The organism is Algoriphagus halophilus, from assembly GCF_041729275.1.
GTDB classification, from domain to species: Bacteria; Bacteroidota; Bacteroidia; order Cytophagales; family Cyclobacteriaceae; genus Algoriphagus; species Algoriphagus halophilus_A.
Genome location: NZ_CP146486.1, coordinates 3247961 through 3269973, shown reverse-complemented (window position 1 = coordinate 3269973; position 22013 = coordinate 3247961). Strand labels below are relative to the sequence as shown.

At 38.3% G+C, this 22013-nt stretch carries 25 protein-coding genes and 2 pseudogenes; 9 read left to right on the top strand and 18 right to left on the bottom strand.

What is annotated here, in order from left to right:
• Positions 1 to 39: 39 nt before the first annotated feature.
• The 6 genes from V8V91_RS17510 to V8V91_RS17485 are packed head-to-tail and all read right to left on the bottom strand — an operon-like array spanning position 40 to position 2694.
• Entirely contained in the window at positions 40 to 531 is a 492-nt protein-coding gene (locus tag V8V91_RS17510; protein WP_373396540.1) for a mechanosensitive ion channel family protein, read from the bottom strand.
• Between the two features lie 2 nt (positions 532 to 533).
• Positions 534 to 890: a hypothetical protein gene (locus tag V8V91_RS17505; RefSeq protein ID WP_373396538.1), complete on the bottom strand. Its 357-nt coding sequence runs from the start codon at positions 888 to 890 to the stop codon at positions 534 to 536.
• A gap of 25 nt (positions 891 to 915) precedes the next feature.
• A complete protein-coding gene (locus V8V91_RS17500) occupies positions 916 to 1314 on the bottom strand; it encodes a hypothetical protein (protein ID WP_373400735.1) in 399 nt (132 codons plus the stop codon).
• A 35-nt stretch (positions 1315 to 1349) separates the two neighbouring features.
• Entirely contained in the window at positions 1350 to 1619 is a 270-nt protein-coding gene (locus V8V91_RS17495) for a hypothetical protein (RefSeq protein ID WP_373396536.1), read from the bottom strand.
• The gene (locus V8V91_RS17490; RefSeq protein ID WP_373396534.1) at positions 1619 to 2038 is read right to left on the bottom strand and encodes a 3-oxoacyl-[acyl-carrier-protein] synthase III C-terminal domain-containing protein; all 420 of its coding nucleotides are present in this window, start codon (positions 2036 to 2038) and stop codon (positions 1619 to 1621) included. Before V8V91_RS17490 ends, V8V91_RS17495 begins: the two co-directional genes overlap by 1 nt.
• Complete coding sequence (locus V8V91_RS17485) at positions 2035 to 2694, bottom strand: hypothetical protein (protein WP_373396532.1); 660 nt, start codon at positions 2692 to 2694, stop codon at positions 2035 to 2037. The genes V8V91_RS17490 and V8V91_RS17485 overlap by 4 nt, the downstream gene beginning before the upstream one ends.
• A gap of 324 nt (positions 2695 to 3018) precedes the next feature.
• Between V8V91_RS17485 and V8V91_RS17480 the strand changes: the two genes are divergently transcribed.
• Positions 3019 to 3681, top strand: coding sequence for a UbiA family prenyltransferase (locus V8V91_RS17480; protein WP_373396531.1), 663 nt, complete (start codon positions 3019 to 3021; stop codon positions 3679 to 3681).
• Positions 3682 to 3739: 58 nt separating this feature from the next.
• Here V8V91_RS17480 and V8V91_RS17475 read toward each other — a convergent pair whose 3' ends face one another.
• A complete protein-coding gene (locus V8V91_RS17475; protein ID WP_373400857.1) occupies positions 3740 to 4570 on the bottom strand; it encodes an NAD(P)/FAD-dependent oxidoreductase in 831 nt (276 codons plus the stop codon).
• The gene (locus V8V91_RS17470) at positions 4522 to 4791 is read right to left on the bottom strand and encodes an FAD-dependent oxidoreductase (protein ID WP_373396529.1); all 270 of its coding nucleotides are present in this window, start codon (positions 4789 to 4791) and stop codon (positions 4522 to 4524) included. The genes V8V91_RS17475 and V8V91_RS17470 overlap by 49 nt, the downstream gene beginning before the upstream one ends.
• A gap of 305 nt (positions 4792 to 5096) precedes the next feature.
• On the opposite strand from V8V91_RS17470, the pseudogene V8V91_RS17465 reads away from it, so the two are divergent.
• The 3 genes and pseudogenes from V8V91_RS17465 to V8V91_RS17455 all read left to right on the top strand — a co-directional run.
• A pseudogene (locus V8V91_RS17465) lies at positions 5097 to 5165 on the top strand (DUF5118 domain-containing protein); the annotation flags it as partial.
• 36 nt (positions 5166 to 5201) lie between these two features.
• On the top strand, positions 5202 to 7430 hold the full coding sequence (locus V8V91_RS17460) for a zinc-dependent metalloprotease (protein ID WP_373396527.1): 2229 nt from the start codon (positions 5202 to 5204) through the stop codon (positions 7428 to 7430).
• Positions 7431 to 7529: 99 nt separating this feature from the next.
• The gene (locus tag V8V91_RS17455) at positions 7530 to 7901 is read left to right on the top strand and encodes a Fur family transcriptional regulator (protein ID WP_373396525.1); all 372 of its coding nucleotides are present in this window, start codon (positions 7530 to 7532) and stop codon (positions 7899 to 7901) included.
• Positions 7902 to 7935: 34 nt separating this feature from the next.
• Here the strand turns inward: V8V91_RS17455 and V8V91_RS17450 are convergent, their stop codons facing one another.
• Complete coding sequence (locus V8V91_RS17450) at positions 7936 to 8163, bottom strand: hypothetical protein (RefSeq protein ID WP_074226089.1); 228 nt, start codon at positions 8161 to 8163, stop codon at positions 7936 to 7938.
• Positions 8164 to 8310: 147 nt separating this feature from the next.
• Between V8V91_RS17450 and V8V91_RS17445 the strand changes: the two genes are divergently transcribed.
• Positions 8311 to 8784, top strand: coding sequence for a YcxB family protein (locus tag V8V91_RS17445; protein WP_074226088.1), 474 nt, complete (start codon positions 8311 to 8313; stop codon positions 8782 to 8784).
• 248 nt (positions 8785 to 9032) lie between these two features.
• Here the strand turns inward: V8V91_RS17445 and V8V91_RS17440 are convergent, their stop codons facing one another.
• The 3 genes from V8V91_RS17440 to V8V91_RS17430 form a co-directional block, all read right to left on the bottom strand.
• Positions 9033 to 11384: a S41 family peptidase gene (locus V8V91_RS17440; RefSeq protein WP_373396522.1), complete on the bottom strand. Its 2352-nt coding sequence runs from the start codon at positions 11382 to 11384 to the stop codon at positions 9033 to 9035.
• Positions 11356 to 12150, bottom strand: coding sequence for a hypothetical protein (locus tag V8V91_RS17435; protein WP_373396521.1), 795 nt, complete (start codon positions 12148 to 12150; stop codon positions 11356 to 11358). Before V8V91_RS17435 ends, V8V91_RS17440 begins: the two co-directional genes overlap by 29 nt.
• 101 nt (positions 12151 to 12251) lie before the next feature.
• Positions 12252 to 12758 (bottom strand): fasciclin domain-containing protein, encoded by a 507-nt coding sequence (locus tag V8V91_RS17430; RefSeq protein WP_373396519.1) that lies wholly within the window; start codon positions 12756 to 12758, stop codon positions 12252 to 12254.
• Between the two features lie 152 nt (positions 12759 to 12910).
• Between V8V91_RS17430 and rlmH the strand changes: the two genes are divergently transcribed.
• Positions 12911 to 13384 (top strand): 23S rRNA (pseudouridine(1915)-N(3))-methyltransferase RlmH, encoded by a 474-nt coding sequence (gene rlmH, locus V8V91_RS17425; protein WP_373396517.1) that lies wholly within the window; start codon positions 12911 to 12913, stop codon positions 13382 to 13384.
• 378 nt (positions 13385 to 13762) lie between these two features.
• Positions 13763 to 14374, top strand: a complete 612-nt coding sequence (locus tag V8V91_RS17420; RefSeq protein ID WP_373396515.1) for a hypothetical protein — start codon at positions 13763 to 13765, stop codon at positions 14372 to 14374.
• Between the two features lie 78 nt (positions 14375 to 14452).
• On the opposite strand, the pseudogene V8V91_RS17415 reads toward V8V91_RS17420, so the two are convergent.
• The 5 genes and pseudogenes from V8V91_RS17415 to V8V91_RS17395 form a co-directional block, all read right to left on the bottom strand.
• Positions 14453 to 14970, bottom strand: a pseudogene (locus tag V8V91_RS17415) (peptidylprolyl isomerase).
• Between the two features lie 10 nt (positions 14971 to 14980).
• Complete coding sequence (locus V8V91_RS17410) at positions 14981 to 15880, bottom strand: hypothetical protein (RefSeq protein ID WP_373396513.1); 900 nt, start codon at positions 15878 to 15880, stop codon at positions 14981 to 14983.
• Positions 15881 to 15960: 80 nt separating this feature from the next.
• Positions 15961 to 16662: a hypothetical protein gene (locus tag V8V91_RS17405; RefSeq protein ID WP_373396512.1), complete on the bottom strand. Its 702-nt coding sequence runs from the start codon at positions 16660 to 16662 to the stop codon at positions 15961 to 15963.
• Between the two features lie 16 nt (positions 16663 to 16678).
• Complete coding sequence (locus V8V91_RS17400) at positions 16679 to 17020, bottom strand: hypothetical protein (protein WP_373396510.1); 342 nt, start codon at positions 17018 to 17020, stop codon at positions 16679 to 16681.
• Complete coding sequence (locus V8V91_RS17395; protein WP_373396509.1) at positions 17005 to 17343, bottom strand: hypothetical protein; 339 nt, start codon at positions 17341 to 17343, stop codon at positions 17005 to 17007. Before V8V91_RS17395 ends, V8V91_RS17400 begins: the two co-directional genes overlap by 16 nt.
• Before the next feature lie 138 nt (positions 17344 to 17481).
• On the opposite strand from V8V91_RS17395, the gene wecB reads away from it, so the two are divergent.
• Both wecB and V8V91_RS17385 read left to right on the top strand, forming a co-directional pair.
• Positions 17482 to 18579 (top strand): non-hydrolyzing UDP-N-acetylglucosamine 2-epimerase, encoded by a 1098-nt coding sequence (gene wecB / locus V8V91_RS17390; protein ID WP_373396507.1) that lies wholly within the window; start codon positions 17482 to 17484, stop codon positions 18577 to 18579.
• Between the two features lies 1 nt (position 18580).
• Positions 18581 to 19069 carry a cupin domain-containing protein gene (locus V8V91_RS17385; protein ID WP_373396505.1) on the top strand — a complete coding sequence of 163 codons (489 nt, stop codon included), beginning with the start codon at positions 18581 to 18583 and terminating at the stop codon, positions 19067 to 19069.
• Between the two features lie 52 nt (positions 19070 to 19121).
• Here V8V91_RS17385 and V8V91_RS17380 read toward each other — a convergent pair whose 3' ends face one another.
• Entirely contained in the window at positions 19122 to 22001 is a 2880-nt protein-coding gene (locus tag V8V91_RS17380; RefSeq protein ID WP_373396504.1) for a TonB-dependent receptor domain-containing protein, read from the bottom strand.
• Between the last annotated feature and the right edge of the window lie 12 nt (positions 22002 to 22013).

The window sequence follows — 22013 nt, the reverse complement described above, 5'->3', positions numbered from 1 at the left end:
CAAAAATTATTTGATCGCCTATTTTAAATTATTCGCGGTTTACGATTCTTCTTCTGCCGCCTTTTCTTTGATTTGGTGAACCACTCTTTGTGGGAATGGTATTTCAATTCCATGCTTTTCAAATTCTGAATTAATAGCTTCCATACCCGCAAAATACATTGGCCACATATCCGCTGACTTTGCCCAAACTCTGACCACAATATCCAAAGAGCTATCCCCAAAATTATTCAATGCAACAAAAGGTGCCGGGTCTTTCAATGCTCTCGGATCATTCTCAAAAATGTTTAAGATGATCTCTTTTGCTTGCTTAATATTCGTTCCATAGGCAACACCTACCTTTAGCTCAGCTCTTCTTGTCTCTTGCGTACTCATATTGACAATGTCAGAATTTGCAAGGTTACCATTAGGGATAATCACCTCTTGATTATCAAAAGTCATCAAATGAGTATACAAGATCTGAATTTTTGCAACGGTTCCGGTATGGCCCTGAGCGACCACCACATGTCCAACTTTGAATGGTTTAAAAGCCAATATCAATAAGCCCCTGCAAAATTGGATAAGGAACCTTGAAGCGCTAAGCCAATAGCAAGACCAGCAGCACCAAATATTGCTAAGAATGAACTTCCTGGAACGCCTAAAATCATTAATACTCCTACAAAAACTACTGCATAAAGTAAGATTTTGGAGAAGCCATAAAGGAATTCATTCAAGGAAGGTGCGTCATCCCTTTTATCTAAAAAGCGCTTTAAACCCGCTAAGATTTTCTTAGCGATAAACTTAGCGACAAAATAAAATAATAAGGCGCTAAAAATTCGAAGTGCGATCTCTATACCTAAACTAATACCCTCTGCATAAAGTGCATCTGTAGTTTCTTGAGACAGTTCAAACATGATAAATAAATTTGTTGGTTGATGATTATATTAAAACTAAAACTTGCCAGCGAAAAGCCCAATGCCAGCTGATTTCAAAATTTTTCAATTGAGCTGAACTTAATATCTTTTCCCAATCTCTTTTAGAAAAGCTTCTTAACACCGACAATGGAGCGTCATTTTGTACCATTTTGGATTTGCTAAATAATCTAGTCAATACTTTAATGCTGTAATAAGCAAACCAATGACGGTGCAAATCATTGATGACAATTCCCAGGCGGGATTTTTCACGAAGTGATTTAAGAAGATCAATAAGTTCTTGATCTGTAAAATGATGTGTAAAGAGCGTACAAGTAGTTATATCTACTTTGTAATCTGAAAACCCTGGTTCAAATACATTTTGAACTTCAAAAGTAATTTCGGATTCATTTGATAACCTAACCAGTGCAAGGTCAATAATGTTCCGATTGGCGTCAATTCCTATAAATTTAAATCTATTTTTTGGGATCTAGACCAATCTGCCATCACTTTGATCATATCCCCACCACCACAGCCAATATCTGCGACCTCATAGGTCTCTTGGGGTTTCAATTTGACCAGTTTAGCAATACCTGAAGTGGTTACATAATTTCCTCCAAGCCATTTATTGATGGTTTTTAATTCATTTAAGGTGTAATTGAGCTCTTCTCCTCCACAATCCAGGTTATCCATCAATTCCTTTTCGTAGCTCCTTTGAGAAAATTTGCCCATTACTTTTCTAAATGAAGCGTTTCCAAAGTCAACCCAGGCCCAAACCCAAGAGATAGAATATCACCAGATACTGCCTCATCATGAAGCATTCGCTCCAGTACAAAAAGTATAGTAGCTGAAGACATGTTTCCAAAATTTCGCAAGACTTCCAATGCATGAAAGTTTACAGATTGGGGTAATCCAAAGGCCTCTTGAACTTTGTTAAGAATCTGTTTTCCACCAGGATGTATAGCGAAGTGCTTTATTCTAGAAACTTGAAACTTCCTTTCAAACAAATCTATTAACTGGTGTATTCCCTGATCCAACAAAGAAGGGATGTATTTAGTCAATCGCATTTCAAAACCAAAATCTCCTATCCCCCAAGCCATGTCTTTTTCTCCTTCTCGAATTACCTGACTTAAATAGGACTTTATTTTCAAGCCGTGATCTGATTTTTTAATAAGGCAGCTGCCGCTCCATCTCCAAAAAGTGAGTTTGCTAAAATATTATCTTCTACATACTCTTTTTGAAAATGCAATGTGCATAATTCCACAGACACTAATAATACATTTGCATTAGGTTCTGCTTTCAGGATTTTATCAGAAAGTTTAATTCCCGTAAAAGCTGCATAACAACCCATAAAATGCAAGCAATAACGTTCCACGGAGTTATCAAGACCTAAAAAATTCATCAGTTCAAGTTCCACTCCAGGGGCTACCATTCCAGTGCAGGAAACCAAAATTAGATGGGTCACCTCCTTTGCCTGAATGGAAGCCTTATCCAAACATTTTTTAGAAGCCTCGAAAGCAAGTTCCGGAGCTGATTTATTAAAAACTCCCATCCTAGATTTGGTTCGAGGAAATGGAGACAACTCTTGATTGTTTGGAAAAAATGTAAACTCGGTTGGATCTTCTTTTTCAAAATCCATTAATACACTATGCCTGGTTTCAATACCTGATTTTTTATACAAAAACCTTAGCTTTCTAGCCTCCACATCATCGAGTTGGTGGGCAAATTTCATAAAACCTGCTATAGAAGCCTGTTTGATTGGATACCCTGGGTTGGCTAAGCCAATACTGACGATGCTGGAATTCATATTCTTAAGTTAAGGGATATTTTCTAAATTGAATCGTAGCAATACAACCTTCTCTACTTAATAAAGTTATTAGCGCAATTAGAAGTACGATATGATCACTGTTTCCAGTTTAAAGCATTTAAGAATTCCTTTTTCATTGTTCCTGATGCCGGTATTCTTTTTTGCGCTAGCCATCACTCCGAACCTTCAGGAATTGAGAATACTTTGGGTTTTTCTATCCCTACATTTATTCTTATACCCCTCTAGCAATGCTTACAACAGCTTTTATGATCAAGATGAAGAAAGCATTGGAGGCCTAAAAATCCTCCCAAAGTTACCCCAGACTTGTTTTGGTTATCCTTGCTGTTTTTTGCGGTAGCTATTTTTATTGGACTCCAGATCAATTGGCAATTTGCCTCCATGATTCTCCTTTATGGCTTGGTAAGCATGGCTTATAGCCATCCTGGAATCAGAATTAAAAAATACCCTTGGTCAAGCTGGTTTATCGCAGGTTTTTTTCAGGGATACTTCACCCTTGCTATGGCTTATGTAGGCTTGAGCGATTTAACTTGGGCCTCTGTACTTAAACCCCATGTAATCATTCCAGGCATGTTGACCAGTATGATGCTTTGGGGGTCTTACCCATTAACACAGGTCTATCAACATGGAGAAGACTCAAAAAGAGGTGATAAAACCCTCAGTTTAAAAATTGGAATCAAAGGAACATTTTACTTTTCAAACCTTTGGTTTATCCTAACAGGCATCGCATTCATCTGGTATTTTATAAGCAAAAATCAACAGGAAATAATCTGGGTATATTTAGGGGCCATGGCTCCCATTATTTTATTCTTTTTACTTTGGTTTAGCTTCGTCCGAACTAATCCTGAAAAATATGCAAACTATAGCTGGGCCATGGGAATGAATACTATCTCTGCACTATTCCTAAATGCCTTCTTTATCTATTATTTTTTCGAAAACACCCAGATTTTACAGGTCTTTGGCAATTAAAATGGTCTCCCATGAGTATTTCTTACTATGAAATTAGCGATCATTGGAAAATTCCCAATCAATTTTCCTGCGAAAACAGAGCTCTTCTTTGCTCCAAAAAGGGTTTGAATTTGTCTTCCAAACCATAACCTTTTTGAAATAATCCCTTCCATTGTTGCTCATAACGCTTTTCTACCAAATTTCTTAATCCACCTTCTATTATTGATTCAGCAGCTAATTTCCCCGATTGAATTGCCATTGCCATACCATTCCCACATAGAGGTGTGATTAAGCCAGCTGCATCTCCTACCATCAGAATATGATTTTCAACTGGCATTTTGGGTTCGAAATTAATTTCATTAATGACTTCAGGCTTATCAAAAAGGAAGTCGCTATTCATTAATAAGTTTTTTAAAATGGGGTTTTTCCACAGTTGCTCACGCTCCATCTCTTCGATAGAGCCAAATTCTCTTAATTGTTCTCTACTTCCTAAGTAACAGATATTGAATTTTTCTTCCTCGATGGCATTGATCCCGCAATAACCTCCTTCAAAATTATGAAGGGCTACCGTGTCTCTTAGAAAATCTGTTTTTACATGATATTTGACTCCTATAAATGGACTTCTTTGCTCAATAAAAGATCTTTTTAAAGCTTTATCTAGTTTTGATCGCTTTCCAAAAGCTCCAATTACATAATTGGCGAAGCACTTAGAACCATCCGATAAGATTAAACAAAACTGATTTTCTCTTTCTATAAACTCCACCTCAAACACTTGGGTCTTGAGCTTTATCTCTACTCCGGAGTTTATTGCCTGTTCATATAAAAAATGATCAAAAACGAATCGACTGATCCCAAAACCTCCTAGATCCAAAGGAATGGTAGTTGAATTTCCCAAAACATCAGAAAACAAAAAATTATGAATCTGAGGGAAGTCCAATTTTTTGGGAAATAGTCCTTCACGTACCAAAAAATCCCGCGCTTCATTGGAAACATACTCACCACAAACCCGATGAAGAGGATACTCTTTTTCTCGATCAAAAGTACTTTTTGTCCATTTTTGGCCAGCAAATAGGCTGAGACTAAGCCTGCTAAGCCTCCTCCAATGATGACAACTGATTTTGAATTGCTCAATGTTTTCCCTTTAGCTCTTGGATTAAACCGCTTATCAAATAATTAGTTTTGGAAAACAACCTTACAGGAAAATCAAGGTTATTTTTGACAGCAATTGAAAGCTTAAACTAACAAAAAATTATGCAACCCAAATTATTAAGGAGATTTACTCTGATGCTATGTGTCATGGGTGTCTTTTTGCATGCTGAGGACTCTTTCGCTCAAAAGAAAAAAAGAAAGACTCCAAAAATGCCCCTGCAGTCACCTCTACCCCTGCTAAACCAAATGGCGGCTCTAAGTCAGGACCAAAACCCTATTCAGAGGTAATCACCAAAGAGGCAAAATCAAAAGACGGCCTTTTTAAAGTCCACCAAATTGATGAGAAGTATTTTTATGAAATTCCTGAGTCTATGTTCGGGAAAGACATGCTCATGGTTACGACCATAGCTAAAACAGCGGATGGTATTGGGTATGGTGGGGAACGAACCAACACCTTAATGCTCAGATGGGAGAAAGACAATGACAATGTCCTTTTGAGAGTGGTTTCGGTCAACAATTTTGCGGCAGATTCATTGCCTATTTCGATGGCAGTTAAAAACTCCAACTTTGAACCGATCCTTCAAAAATTCGATGTCAAATCAAGATCTACTGACTCTACGGGCGTAGTGATTGAAGCAACTGATTTATTCAGTAAAGATGTTCAAGCATTAGGCTTACCTAGAAACAGAAGAACTGGTTTTAAAGTAACTCGTTTGGACAATGAACGATCTTTTATCCAGCATATTCATACCTATCCAATTAATATCGAGGCAAGATATATCTTAACCTATAATGCTTCTGAGCCTCCTTCCAACAGCTCTACTGGACTAATCACTTTAGAAATGAATTCCTCTATGATCTTACTTCCTGAGGAACCAATGATGCAACGATTAGCAGATAGAAGAGTAGGATGGTTTAGTAGATCTATTGTGGATTATGGATCCGATGCACAAAAAGCGGCTAATAGAACCTTTCTTGACCGCTGGAGATTGGAAGTAAAAGAGGAAGATGTTGAGAAATTTAAAAGAGGGGAGCTTGTAGAACCGAAAAAGCAGATTGTCTATTACATCGACCCTGCAACTCCTGAGAAATGGGTTCCTTACCTAATTGCTGGTGTGGAAGATTGGCAAGCTGCATTTGAAGAAGCTGGATTCAAGAATGCCATTACTGCCAAAAGAGCGCCTAGTAAAGAAGAAGATCCTGATTGGAGTCCAGAAGATGCTCGTTATTCGGTAATTAGATATTTTGCTTCTGATATTCAGAATGCCTATGGACCTCACGTTTCCGACCCAAGAACAGGTGAAATACTAGAGTCTGATATTGGTTGGTACCATAATGTTATGAACCTACTGAGAAACTGGTTCTTTATCCAAACTGCTGCCATCAATCCAGATGCTAGGAATGTCAAATTTGATGATGAAGTAATGGGTCGATTGATTCGTTTTGTATCCTCCCATGAAGTAGGACATACATTAGGATTACCTCACAACTTTGCCTCTTCTCATGCTTACCCTGTGGAGAAATTGAGAGATGCCGAGTTCACCAAAGCAATGGGTACGGCACCTTCTATTATGGATTATGCTCGATTCAATTACATAGCTCAGCCTGGTGATGAGGGAGTTAGTTTGATGCCGAATGTAGGCCCTTATGACAAATTTGCGATTGCTTGGGGTTACCGACCAATCCTAGATGCCAAAACACCAGAAGAAGAACAACTGACATTGGATCAATGGATTACCTCCAAAAATGGAGATCCAATCTACAGATATGGACGTCAAGGGAACAGTTATGATCCAACTGCTCAATCTGAAGATTTAGGAGATAACTCCATGAAAGCTTCAGAGTATGGAATCGCAAACTTGAAGCGAATCGTTCCTAATTTAGATACTTGGACAGCTGAACCTGACAAACCTTTCAAAGATTATGATGACCTGGAAGAAATGTATGGCCAGGTTGTAACCCAGTTTAACAGATATATGGGTCACGTTAGAACGAATGTTGGTGGAGTGGCTGAGGTGTATAAATCTTCCGGACAAGATGAGGCTGTGTATACACATACTCCAAAAGAGATTCAAAAGTCAGCCATTGCTTTCTTAAATAAGGAATTGTTTGCTACCCCAACTTGGTTGATGGATGATCAAATCTTTGCTAGAATAGATGACTTTGGAGCCTTAGAGAGAATCAGAGGTGTTCAAGTAAACGCATTGAATGGTGTGTTGGAATGGGGAAGACTAGGTAGAGTCATTGAAAATGAAGCGTTAAATGGATCTGAGGCCTATTCCTTGACCGAATTATTTGACGACTTGAGAAAGGGAATCTGGACTGAACTTGCTACTGGTAAAACCATTGACGTACACAGAAGAGCTCTTCAAAGAGCCCACATCGAGCGATTGGAAGTTTTACTTACCCAAGATGAGCCTTCCGTTCCTGCTGCATTCAGAAGATATGTAGGACCTCAAATTAATGCCTCTCAATCTGATATCCGCCCGATGGCAAGAGGTGAGTTAAAAACACTACAAAGTCAGATCAATGCAGCGATTTCTAGAACTTCCGACAAAATGTCTAAACTACATTTAGAAGATCTTTCTGCCAGAATAGATGCGATCTTAGATCCTAAATAAAAACCTGCCTAATCAGGTAAAGCTTAGAGGCTCCAAAATGGAGCCTCTTTCTTTTCCAAGGCAAATTTTTCTAGTAATTTAGCGTTGTCAACAATAGATATGTCCAACCCACATTCCATATTACAAAGTCACAAGTTGCGAATTACCGACTGCAGATTGGAAATCATTCGAGAATTCCTTGAAAAGCAGGTTGCGCTGGCGCATGCCGACCTAGAAGATAGCTTAGACAATCAATTTGACCGGGTTACGATCTACAGAACCTTAAAAACATTTGTTGACAAAGATGTGATCCACAAGGTTTTGGACGATAGTGGAGGAGCTAAATATGCACTTTGTTCACATGAAGAGCATCAAGAACATAGCCATGAACATGTGCATTTCAAATGTGAAAAATGTGGGGAGACTACTTGCTTAGAGTCAATTACATTGCCCACTATCAAACTCCCAAATGGATTTCAAAAAAAGAAATGAGTTTATTGGTGCAGGGAATCTGTGATAAATGCCATTAAAACTCCACCGGCTCCGTCCTGGATCCTCTAGGCACATCAGATGGCCAGATTACACCAGGGGGTAAATCAATCTTTGGTGGGGTCATATCTTCCACACCTCCATCTCCATCATCTCCGTTACTGTCTCGCTTTTTCAGAGAGTTACGAGTCAGGGTGGCTACGAAATATATTAAAATCACATACGCCAACCCGCAGAGCACCAGATCTATTACTAAACTACTCATGGCTAAAAATTTTATATAAGATAATCCAATACATATTTTAAATCAATGCCTTTTGCAAATTGTTTCTAGAAATCATGATTTTATGATTTTAATCGACTTGTTTAATCCCTCAGATACTAGGATATTTGCGCACTGAAAATAAAAGTGATGATAGTAAAGACGAAAAAATACCAACTGGAAACAGGAACTTATATTAAAATGGGATTGGCTAGCATTCTGAAAGAGCAATGGTGGGTAATCCTAATCGCCGTAGCCATTATGTGTGGCTATTTCTGGATTCCTTCCATTTGGTGGATTATCGGAGCCTTAATCGCCTATGGCTTATATGTTTTATTTTGGGCAATCCAGTTTACAGGGGTAACTCAGATGGAGCAGAACAAAACCATTTTTGAGAAAATGGCCTATGAAATTGACAGTAGACAAATCTTGATGAAAATCAATACCCGCCAAGGAATGCCAGTGCAATGGAATATGATCAAAAAGGCTGAAGTGAAAAAAGATGCATATGTACTATACCTATCAAAGGCACAATTTATCCACCTTCCGTTCAGAATTTTCAATTCAGATAATGAGCGAAAATTCATGGAAACTATTCTGAAAAGAAAAGAACTGATCAAATAAGAATCAGACCATTTTAATAACAAAGCCTCCTGATTAGGAGGCTTTTATTTTTCATTAGTACTCGTATAAATTCATTTGATCACCCCACACTTTTGAATCATCCCATTCAAGTTGAGGCCCTTCATCAGGATCAGAACAGGAGAAAAATGGAAGCCAAAGAAGCAGTACAAGCTGAATCCGAATAAACCTATTCATCAAGTATTTTTCCCCAATCCGGTAGTTTTTCTTGAATCACAATGATTGTTGACTTATTTCAGTTTTTCCATAATCACTTCGATAGCTTTATCCAGCTGTTTTTGATTTCCCTCTAATCGATCTACAAAATTTTCATCCATCCTAATATCTGGGTCAACTCCCTCCTTCTCTAAATTTCGACCATCGAGTGTGTAACAACCCCAGGAAGGAAGTCTGTAAAAAGAGCCATCCACTAAACCTTGTCCAGAAGTGAAAATTATCCAACGATAGGTTTCCGTACCAACAATTGTTCCCAACCCAAGCTCCTTGAAACCTTGAGCGGTCATCTCCGCATCTGAAAGTGATTGTTCATTAATTAATAAAACGATTGGCTTATCTGAAGGAGAGAAATTAGGCTGATTGGTTAAAGCTCCGTCTCTATATTTCCACTGCAAATAACTTCTTTGACTAAGGAATTGAAGTACAGGATCATGGACATTTCCACCGGTATTGTACCGAAGGTCCAAGATCAACCCATCTCTATTTCCTTTATTGGAAACCATGTATTCGAGGAAATGCTGGAGCTCTCCTCCACCCATGTTTTTCATGTGAACATATGAAATTCTATCCCCGGTTTTCTCATCTACATAGGCTTCATTAGCATCCATCCATTCATCGTACAACCATGTTTTCATGGCGTTATAGGAAACCGGTCGAACCTTTACTTTCACTTCCTCTCCTCCTCTTTGAAAGATCAATTCCAACTCTGGACTCATCGTTGGTGCTACAAAATAGGAATCACGATTTAGTGACTTATCCACAATTACACCATTCACCGAAACTAGCTCGTCACCCGGTAAAACAGGAACAGGATCTAGATCAAGTGGACTATCTGCGATTACTTTATCCACAATGAAAGGAGACTCGTTTTTAAATACGATCCCAGTTTCCATGGATCGAGTACCCAAATAAATATCTTCTTCTTTGCCACTAGAGTTAAAGCCAAAATGAGAGGTGTTTAATTCACCCAACATTTCATTGAAAATCAAGGACAAATTGGCTCTACTACGTACATAAGGTAGAAATTGGGCATATCGGTCCCTTAATTCTTGCCAGTTTTCACCATGGAAATTCCCATCATAGAAGTTTTGCTCCATACCTGCCCAAGCTTCATAATACATCTGTCCAAATTCATCTCGGAGGTTTTTAGAAAAGGATTCATTGATTTTAATCTCTTCTATTTTATTACTATTCCCATCCAGGGTATTGACTTTTCCACCAGCCAATAGGTATAGTTTGTCTTTATTTTCTACAATCAGGAACCCACCCATTCGCTGATCACTTACCTTCTCGGTTTTGGGATTTTCGAAATCTTCCAAGGTAGTTTTCCACATTTTTGGATTTCCTTCATCATGATTGGAAATATAGAAAACGGTGGTTTTACCATTCTTTTGGATAACATAAGGAGAAGATTGCTGTCCAAAACTCGGACCTATTCTTTCCAGTCTATCCATAAAATCTCCCTCTGATATTTTAACTTCCACCTTTTTCTCTTCCTTATCTCCTTCCTCCTTTTCAGCAAATAGCTTTTCTACTTCATCAGATTTAAATAGATCCGCAAACTTCTCCAACTTCATTCGATAAAGGTGCGCCTCGGTGGTACCATAAGGATAGCTGGGCTGTGTTCTATCCGTAGTGAAATAAATATACTTCCCATCAGGAGACCAAACTGGATTTGTTTCAGTCACCAAGGTTTTTGTGAGATTGATGGTTTTTTTAGAAGGACGATGATAGATCATAACCTCCCTTTCAAAATTCCTGATGGGGGAATACACGATGTATTGGTCATCTGGAGAGTAATATGGATTAGGGGTATAAAGCCCCCAGAGTTCATCTTCCACCAAAACTTTACTTTCTAAGGTATTCATGTCAATTTCTCTCACTTCATTTCTACCACTCACATATACCCCAAAACTTCTGTCTCCGCTTAAAGAAAGATTTCTGTTCTTATCCTGATCATTGGTCAGTTGCTTTTCTGAAGTTGGGTTTTCCGCAGAAATCGTAAACCAATTGTGATACCCCTTTACGGTACGAGAATAGATAAGCGTTTTATTATCTGACATCCACTTTACCTCCTCTACAGCCTCTTTAGGGTGAGAGGGAATCCTCTTGACAAATTTCCCTTTGATGTCAGAAATAAATAATACTCCTCTGGATACAAATGCCATTTTTTCTCCATCTGGAGAAACATCAAAATAGCTCACATTGCCCCCTACTTCCCTAGAAATTTCTTTCCCTAAAGTCTGATTCTGAAATAGTGTGAATTCTGGCTGGGTAGTTTCCCCGGATGCCACATCATATACAAATAGCTGGTAATCCTTTTGGAAGACTATTTTTTCACCATTGGCACTGACTTTTGGCCACATGATAGAAGTTGGGAAATCGGTTAACTGAGTTTTTGGGACTCTTTAAAAGTATATAAGTTATATTCTCCATTGGCCTCATCAGACATGAAATACACGTTTCCATCCTGATCGATACTTGCTCCAAAATCCTTTCCTTCATAATCGGTGTATTGCTGGTAAGCCTTGGTCTTAGGGTTATAGGATTTAATATCTGGATTATACTCACCCTTATATCGCTTTCTATGTGCAAAGTTTTTGCTTTCCCAACTTTCATTGAAAAAATCTCTCCGGTGACAGGGCTTACGACCGTATTATGGACCGTATTGAAATAATTGGGAAATAATCGTTTTGGAGTAAACCCTGCTATATCAATTTCAAAAGCAGTATATCGATTGTATCTATTGGAAGTAAAATAGATCGTTTGACTATCCCAACTCCAGGATTCTACTTCATCCGTCGCTTCATGATAAGTCAATTGTTGGATTTCCCCACCTTCCAAGGGCATGATGAACACATCCATATTTCCAAATTGCTCCCCAGAAAAGGCTAGCCATTTCCCATCCGGAGAAACAGATGGTCTAGTTTCTTCTCCTTCCATGGCGGTCATCCGATAGGCTTGTCCACCATTGATAGAAACCTTCCATAGATCTCCCTCATAGCTGAAAATGATTGTTTCTCCGTCAGGAGTCAATGTAGGGGAAAATGTAAAATATGGTGATTTTAATTGTTGGGCAGTAACTGTAGTAAATCCTACTAATAGCAGTAGAGACAAGAATATGTTTCTCATTACAAGGTGGTTTAAATGAAAAGTATTCTAAAGTTAAAAAACCACCATCAATAAAAAAGCCCATCCAAAGGACGGGCTGAATAGATTCAATGTATTAAAGATTACATTGATGGTAAAATCACTTTGTCGATCACATGAACTACTCCGTTATCTGCCATGATATCGGCATTAACAACAGTAGCATCATTAATCATTGCCTTACCATCTTTCAAAGTAACTTTTACGGAGCTTCCTTCTACAGTTTTGGCCATCTGACCATTTTTCAAATCAGAGGATAATACTTTTCCAGGTACTACATGATAGGTAAGAATCTTTACTAACTTCTCCTTGTTTTCTGGCTTTAATAAACTTTCTACTGTGCCAGCTGGAAGTTGAGCAAATGCTTCGTTTGTCGGAGCAAATACAGTAAAAGGACCGTCACCTTTCAAGACATCTACTAAGTCTCCGGCTTTTACAGCTGCGACTAAAGTACTTAAGAAATCCTGGGACACGGCTAGATCGACAATATCTGCCTCCACTTTGGTCTCATGAATTGAATTAACTTTTGGGGTAAATGAGGAAGCTACTACTAACATCGTCAGTGTAACTGCTGCTACTAACTTTTTCATAATTTTTTTTGGTAATAGTTATTTTAGTTTACAAGCTAGTAACACGCCTATTAAACAATTGTTTATCAGATTTTTAATCAAACCAATAAATCTATTTTCCCTGAGCCTCAAAAAAGAAAAGGCTTCATTTAAGAATTTTTAGATATTTGAGTATGCAAATCAAATTGATCGGTATAGGTAAAACAGATAATCAATCCATCAATTCATTAATTGAGGAGTATGCAAAACGCCTAAATTTTTACATTAAATTTGAATTTGAGGTAATTCCCGACCTGAAGAACACAAAATCCTTGTCAGAATCTCTCCAGAAGGAAAAAGAAGGAGAATTAATTTTGAAGAAATTAACGAACTCCGATGAATTAATTTTATTAGACGAACGAGGAAAAAGCTACAGCTCTATGGATTTTTCGGCCTACCTACAAAAGAAAATGAATTGGGGGCTAAAACAGCTTATTTTTGTAATTGGAGGGCCTTATGGCTTCTCTGAGGCTGTATATGCAAGAGCAAATGGGAAAATTTCGATTTCAAAAATGACTTTTTCACATCAAATGATACGGCCTTTTTTTATCGAGCAATTGTATCGTGGGTTTACAATTTTAAGAAACGAGCCTTACCATCACGAGTAAGTTATTCTCAACTTTCATTTAGGATTAATTAAGTAGCTAGCCATGAATTCGGCTGGCTTTTCAACATTTTATTTTTACCTCAATGTTAAGTTTTTAGCTTTTTTGTTTGCTAATGTTACCAAATTGTTAACTTTACATTACCTGATTAACATAGGCTTCATGTAAGATGAAACATATGATCCTCACATACTTGGCATTTATAGGGCTTTATGGCGTCATTTTAGCCCAGGGAAATTTACGTCCTGAGGATGATTTATTTTTGAAACTCAGACAGAGGAGGCCATTTGGCAAAAAGAACAAACCAATCCTCTCTTATTATTTACTGCGGTTCATGCAAAAGATGTTCAATACCAGAAATGGGAAGAGTTAATCCAAGAATTGGATCATAAAAGATCGAAAACCAAAAATGATTACAACTTCCTAAGGTCTATTTTCCAAAAATCGCATCAGACCCTTCTCAAAAACTATGTTCAGCATTCTACATTCAACGACATGCTGCAAGAAGGAAATTTTGATTGTGTAAGTGGTTCAGCAACCCTAGGTATGCTTTTGGACCGATACAATTACAATTATGAAATCATTGAAACAGATTACCATGTATTTATCTTGGTTGACATCAATGATAAAACAGTCATCCTAGAAAGTACCTTGGCGATTGGTGGTATGATCTCAAGCCCTTCAGAGGTGAGAGCATATTTGGAAAGTTATCAGCCTGTTGAATTTGCACAATTGGCTTCTTTAACTGAGCGCTTGGGAGACCCTGAACTAAGTCTAGATGATCATGCTATTTTTAGAAAAGTTTCTTTGATTGAGCTCGCAGGCCTACAATATTACAATGATGCCATTACACATTTCAACGAGCAATCATTTGGATTAGCATCCAAGCAGCTAAGTAAAGCACTTGTTTTATATAACTCAGAACGTATTAAAAACCTTCAGGATTTAGCAAAAGAACAAGCCTATAAGGTTTATGGATACGACATCAAGTAAAAGATTTTAATCAATACCCATAAAGCAACAAAGCCTCATCATTGGATGGGGCTTTTGTTTTGGTAAGTTTTACTTCAATTAGTGATGGTGATGTCCATCAGGTCCATGAACATGGCCGTGATCGATTTCTTCCGGTTGAGCATCCCGAATAGAAATGATCTTCCCATCAAATTGTAAATCATGTGCTGCCAAAGGAGGGTTAAAATCCATATGAACTCCCATGTAATCGATCTTGGTAATTTCACCCTTGATCTGATTCCCCTTATCATCCTGCATAGGAATCACCGCTCCTACTTTTAGCATTTCATTTTGCTTCTTTCCATCCTTTTTGAAATTTGCCTTAGGGATGATGTTTTCGTTTTTCGTTCTTCGTAATCTCCATAGGCATTTTCAAAATCGATGAAAACAGAAAACTCATCTCCCACCGACTTCCCGACTAAGGCTTCTTCAAATTTTGGAAAAACAGCACCTGCCCCAAATAGGAAAAGGAAAGGTTGATTTTCTGGCACATGCTCAAAATCTACCATTCCGGATTCACCATCATCTACCTTGAGTTGATAGGCAATCCCAACGACTTTATTTTTTTCAACAACCATGATTTATACTTTATCTGAATAGGTATGAAACACCAACTTGAGCCACAAAATTCTTTCGATCATATCCTGGCACAAAATATTGATCAGGTTGATTCTCCAAATACCATTTGTAATTCAATGTATTTACATACTGCATTTTTCCACTAATTAGGAAATCACCGACTTTCCAGTCTCCTACAAGGGAAGGGACTAAGTCAACATATTTGTTTCTCCAGTCTTTGGAGGCCTCGTATCGATAGTAATAAAAATCATTGTTGTAAACAATTCGCTCCATTTGAAGTCCGAATCGATTCATATTATTCACCCAAGCCAACTCCACAAAAATCACATTACTACCTGGGCCATTCCCAGCTCCTAAAACTTGACCATTATGTGTATATCCATCCCTCACATGGTCATGGATATACCAGGTTTCTAAATTTCGGATATCTTCTCGGATTGTTTGGCCGGTTTGGGTCATTTCAGAACTGATCTGGAAATAATGACCTGGCTTCTTCAGACTCATCAAATGTGAAAAACCAAAAGTGAAAGCTCTTCCAGACTCGGGTTCAATCATAAAATCACCAATCCTCCTACTATTGCCATTGGTTCCATATTCTCCATAAAACTCAAAATGACCTTCCGGACTAAGCCATCTAAAAAACCCAGAACTAAATTGCTGCCTTTTATCTCTAATAGGGTCCAATATATTTTCAGGTCCTTTTCTGCCATTGAATACAGGTAATACGTCTCCCAAAGTAGACACATCCTTTCGATACATATGGTTGACGGACCCATAGCCTAGAAAAAGTCCTGGGACCCATTTGGGTTGATAGGTAAATACCAGCCCTGAAATGTATCTGTTGCTATCTTCAGGTTTTGGAATATAAACTGGGTTTTCTTGAATATTGTAATCCGAATGAGGTGGCAAATATCCGCTCGACTTTAAAAACCCTGAAATAAACTGCCCTTCAAATGAGCCTATTTTCGTCTGAACTGGTTTTCTTGTATTTAATGTAAAGTGAAGAAATCCGGAGCATTATTTCCAAGTAATAAGGAATTTCTTCTTCCCGGACCCCACCAAAGGTTTTCTGTTGAAATTCCCAACGAGAATTCTCGGTAGTTATATCTAAAACTAGATTGCCCTCCATAAACTTTATTGTATCCTGAGTTTCCAAACCTTTCAGGCATATCAATGCGGTTCATGTATTCATAATAAAATAAAATCGTCGCCTGATGCTCTATTGGAAATCCTTTGTAATCTTTATTAGCTGCCAAAAGTAGTTCAGGCTGTAACTGGATGCTCCAATTTCCATACTCTGCATACACTCCTGGGCTCAAAATAGTCTGGAATCCCCTATTAGGAATAAATGCTCCGTCGTTTACCCCAAAAGCATAGGTTGAATTATACTGTGCTTTCAAAGTTGCAGGCATAACTAAAAGCTTACCCTTCCGATCTTTTCCAAAATATCTATGGATTTGGGAAGCATCTAAATCTACAGAGGAATTATCAAGATCAAATCCATTTTCAAATCCAAAAGCTTCTGTTGGGTAGAGAGGACGAATCATAAAAGATGAACTTGAATCTACCTTTCCTAATAATTGAGCCCTTCTTAAGTATTGGTCCAGGACAGGCATTCCCACAGGCACAGTCTGTGCAATCGAGGCATCAATTACAAAAAATAATAGTCCGATTATTATAAATTTTCTCACAATATTCTTCATCTGATTAGTTAAGTGTGAGTGCTGCAATTTCAATTTTGGAAATAGACCAGGATTCATCGCAAACCGGGTCAGGTGAGTTTTCAGCAATGAGGTCCGAATTCATGTAAATCCTAGCATTGGGGTTACTGTGCTCCACGATCTTGGAAATGCTGTATCTGGTACTATAATTATTACTTGCCCCAAATAAGCAAAGGCCCGGTAAATTGGTTTGGGTAGCACCTGACTTTGGTACATTCTGTCGAAAATAAGTGTTGGGATACGATTGATAAAGACAATACGTAGATTCACAAGGTGAATTAGAGAAAGTAGTTCTAAAAACCTCTTGATTGTCTATTCCAAAAACCAATAATCCGGTCCGCCCACTCCATCATCAGGATTTCCATCCCAGCTATCATGAACGATAATCTCTACAGTAACCTTTAGAAGATTATGAGCGGGAAGGTCAGAGACATTCACTGCTACTTCCTCGTTATGGTAATACCCGGCAAGTGTATCATTTCCAAAAATAAAAAGCTTTCCATTTTCAAAGCCTGCAAGATCCAGTTCCGAAAAATCGTTAGAATATACTATAGTTTCAGATTCTAACGTATCGGTACAGGAAGTAAGAAATCCTAAGAAAATTAAGACTGGTAAGGGTATCCAGTTTTTAAACCAAGTGCGAAATGACATGAATTATAATTTGCAGGTAAAAACGTACTGCACAAAGAAACAAAAACCAGCCAAATGCCGTTTATTCAAACTTTCCTATTTTTCTAAAGATAGACAAAAAGGAATCTTTAATTTTAAATAAATTTTCAAGAATCCATTATGGGTAAATTTACCATCGTCGCTGGTGCTCGACCAAACTTCATGAAAATAGCACCAATCATCCATGCCATCCAAAAAAAGCAGAAGGAAGGAGCTAAGCTTACATTTAGATTGATCCATACCGGGCAACATTATGATAAAAAAATGTCTGGTGATTTTTTTGAGCAACTTAATATTCCAGAACCCGATGCAAACCTTGGAGGAGGAGGTGGTACCCAAGCTGAACAAACCGCGGCTATCATGGCATTTGAAAAATTTGAACTACTCGAAAACCGCCCAGATTTGGTATTGGTTGTTGGGGATGTAACCAGCACATTGGCCTGTTCTATCACAGCAAAAAAACTTCAAATCGACGTTGCCCATGTAGAAGGTGGTATTCGCTCTGGTGATTTGACTATGCCTGAAGAAATCAATAGGATGGTAACTGATAGCATTACCGACCACTTTTTTACCACTTCTGAAATTGCCAATACCAATTTAAGAAATAGCGGTTTTCAAGATGAAAAAATCCATTTTGTGGGAAATACCATGATCGATACGCTCCTGGCACAAATGCCTCACTTTAAAAGACCGGAGGGAGAAGTATTTGAAAATCTAGAGCTAGGAAATTACTTCGTGATGACCATGCATCGCCCTGCCAATGTAGATCAGGAACACAAATTAAAAGCGATGATTGATGCAATTCTGGAAGGAACCGAGGGATTGCCGATCATATTCCCTGTGCATCCTAGAACTGCTAAAAACCTCAAAGAAATAGGCATCAATGCTCCTAATTTATTAATGACTGAGCCGCTGAGCTATTTAGAGTTTAATTACTTGGTAAAGAATGCCAAAGGAGTGATCACCGATTCAGGTGGAATCACAGAAGAAGCCTCTGTAATGAATGTTCCATGTATCACACTTAGGGATAATACAGAACGGGAAGAAACCATCCAGTTAGGTACCAATGAATTGGTAGGAACAGACCCTAAAAAACTGAAACCTTATTTAAAAAAGGTGATGGATGGAAATTGGAAATCCTACCAAGGAATCCCACTTTGGGATGGGAAAACCGCAGAAAGAATTGTAAATATATTAATAGATAAGTACCCAGATTAAGATGAACGTTCAGGATAGAATTGCACATTTGGCTACTCAATTAGAGCTACTTCCTCATCCAGAAGGCGGTTTCTATAAAGAAACGTATAGATCTCTGGATTTGGTGAAAAGCCCAAATGGGGAGCGCAATCTCTGTACAGTGATCTATTTCCTTTTGACCTCCTCTAATGTTTCAAAATTCCATCGAATACAAAGCGATGAACACTGGTTTTGGCATGAGGGGAGCCCGTTGACTATTCATATTTTGGATGGAGGATTTCACCATCAATTGTCCTTAGGTCCAGTAAATTCTGCTACTGCCTCTAGTCCCCAACAGCTAGTGCCAGCCGAAAAAATCTTCGGGAGCACAGTGGATGAACCGGACAGTTACGCATTAGTCTCTTGTGTTGTTGCTCCTGGTTTTGATTTTCAAGATTTTGAACTTTTCGGCAAGGAGGAGTTGATCAGAGACTTCCCTGGAAATGAAAAAATTATCACGCGATTAACATAAAAAAAGGCTCCCAAAATTGGGAGCCCTTAATCATTGTGGTTGTGTAATTATTTTAGAATGAGAAGGCAACTCTCATTGTGATTTTCGTTCCTGGAGACAATCTTGTAAAGATTTGGTCTTGAGCCTGATAAGACTTGAACACCATTTCTTTTTTGTCATTCAATAAGTTCTGAACACCGAATCCAGCCTGGAATCTTTCATCCGCTCCAAACGTCTTATTCACGTTTAAGTTTAAGCTGTGGAATGGTACAGTATAAGTATCAGTTCTGTTACCGAAACCTACATAGTTCAATGTAGATCCCTGAACATTATAGAATATACCTGCTTCAAGTCCATTCACATAGGATTGGTAGCTAAGCCCTGTATTGATGATATAGGGAGCCTGACCAGCCATATCACGAGTATCTTTAATTTCCTGTCCTTCTCTTGCAGTCAATACTCTTGATCTGTATTCAGACTCAGACATTTTGATCTGAGATTTAGTTACAGTCACGTTCGTATTCCAATTGAAGTTCTCCAATTTAGGAGCGATAAACTTCAAGGACTTCCTGAATTCAAATTCCAAACCTGCTACTGATCCGTTTCCTACGTTTCTTGGTTGGAAAGTACCTGGGTCAGAAAGGAACTGAACCATTTCTATTGGCTTGTCAAAAGACTTATAGAATGCACTTACAGAGAACATTTGACCTCTATCCTGGAATGCTTCCCATCTCAAATCGAAGTTATTGATTCGAGTAGAAACCAAGTTACCATCCCATAATACTTCAGAACCTCCATTGGTAGTTTCAGGGTATAGACCTCCGATAAATGTTCTTCCTGTGATAGGATCCAAGATTTCAGCATATGACAACTCTTTGAAAGATGGTCTAGCAATTGTTCTAGAAGCAGAGAATCTTAAGTTTTGCTTTTCTTTCAAGTTGTAGATCAAGTTGACAGTCGGGAAGAAATCTAAATCATCCAACATGGTCACTAAGTCATAATTGATTGTCCCTGTTTGGTTAGTACCAGTATAATACTGATTAAACTGCTCTACTCTCAAACCAAGGATAGCTTTCAAGTTGTTTGCTGGATTTGCCTCCACAGAAGCATATCCACCAATGTTAGTAGCAATGGATTCGTATTTATTTGGGTTGATCGGAATAAAGTCCGCGTTGTATCGTACACCGTTTCTGTTATCCGCAGCAAATAGATTTTCTGGAAGTAAAATCTCATTAGGATCTCCAGTAAACTCTGTGCTTCCTGTAGCAAACTGGAAACTTTGAATGTTAAAGTCTCTGTATTTGAATACATAGTTAGTACCGAATTTCACTTTCGCATCTCTTTGGAATAGAGAAAGATTTCTTGCAACATCCAATTTACCTACCACACTATATTCTTCTAGGTCTCTCCAGATTCTAGCTGGCAAACCTACTTCCGTAGAGATGGTGTTCTCAGGTACTCTAAATCTTGTGAACCTGATATCTGGATCTTTAATTGTAGAACGAGTTGGAGCCAACTTCCAGTTTACTTCCCAATCTCTTCCATTCAAGTAATGTGTACCGCCTAAAAGAACACTGGTTAATGCTCTTTGGCTATATTCCAGGTTATATTGCTTTGCAGTAAAGTTTGCACCAAGGTTGGTGTTCTCGAATTCGAATTCACCAGCTTTAGATTCACCATTCTGAAGGTGCATCAAGTTCAATTTGAACTTAGAATTATCAGTCTTTAGAGCAATTCCCGCTAGACCACCCAACAATACGTTATTGACTCCATAGTCACCTTTTTGTTTTTCAAGCGCTTCTAATTCAAATTGAGTGGACTCTCTTGGCTTGGCAAAAAGATTGAATTCTGCATCTTGATAAAATTCAGTCTCGTCTTTATATGTCAAGGCGAAGTTATATCCCCAAGTAGCTCTTGATCTGGCGATTTGATTTCCTAGAGAGAAGCTAACTCCCATATCCATCAAGCTATTGCTTCTATATCCACCTAGGGTCTTGTTAAAGTTGCCAAGAATCTCTTGGTACTCTAATCCTTTTGGTCCGTTTGGATTACCAACCACATCCCCGTATTGTGGAATATCAGTTCTTCCTCCTGTTGGAATCTCCCTGGTTCCATCATCGAAACCTAACCAATCGGTGCTTCCACCATCGTATTTTAAATAATTAGAGTTGAAGTGCATAGAAGGGTTAATTCCTCCACTCAAGCTCAACTTCATGTTTTTTTCCTCAGGAAAATCTTTTGTTTCAATATCCACTACCCCACCAGTAAAATCCGCTGGAAGATCAGCAGTGAACGATTTGGATACAATAATATTGTCGATCACATTCGTTGGAAAGATATCCATTTGGATAGAGTTTCTATCCGGATCAAGACCAGGGATATCCACTCCATTCAATACAGTTTTGGTATATCTATCACCTAATCCACGAACGTAGATATATTTACCTCCTTCAATAGAGACACCCGTAACACGCTTCACCGCAGAAGCAGCATCACCATCTCCGATTTGACGGAAGGTACTTGCAGAAATACCATCCATTAAGTTGGCTGCATTTCTTTTTACAGACATCAAAGCAGATTCTGTAGTTCTAATTGCAGTTGCAGCAATTGTTACAGTCTCCAATTCAGAGGCTTCTTCAGCCATGGAGATGTCGTTTAATACATTTACTTCCCCTGCTTTTACCTCAACACCTGTCAATTCAACAGTGGCATAAGAGATATAAGAAATAGCCAGAGAGTAAGTTCCCGGTTGTACTTGAATTTCGAATTTACCATCGAAGTCAGTAACTGCACCAGTAGAAGTTTCTTTAACCAGCACAGAAACTCCAAATAGAGGCTCACCAGTACCTTCTTCGAAGATGGTTCCACGAATAGTTCCTGTTTGTGCAAATGCGAATCCCGCAATAATCTGGGATAATACCAGAATAATCAGGACAACAATAGTTCGTGCCATGAACGGGTTTGT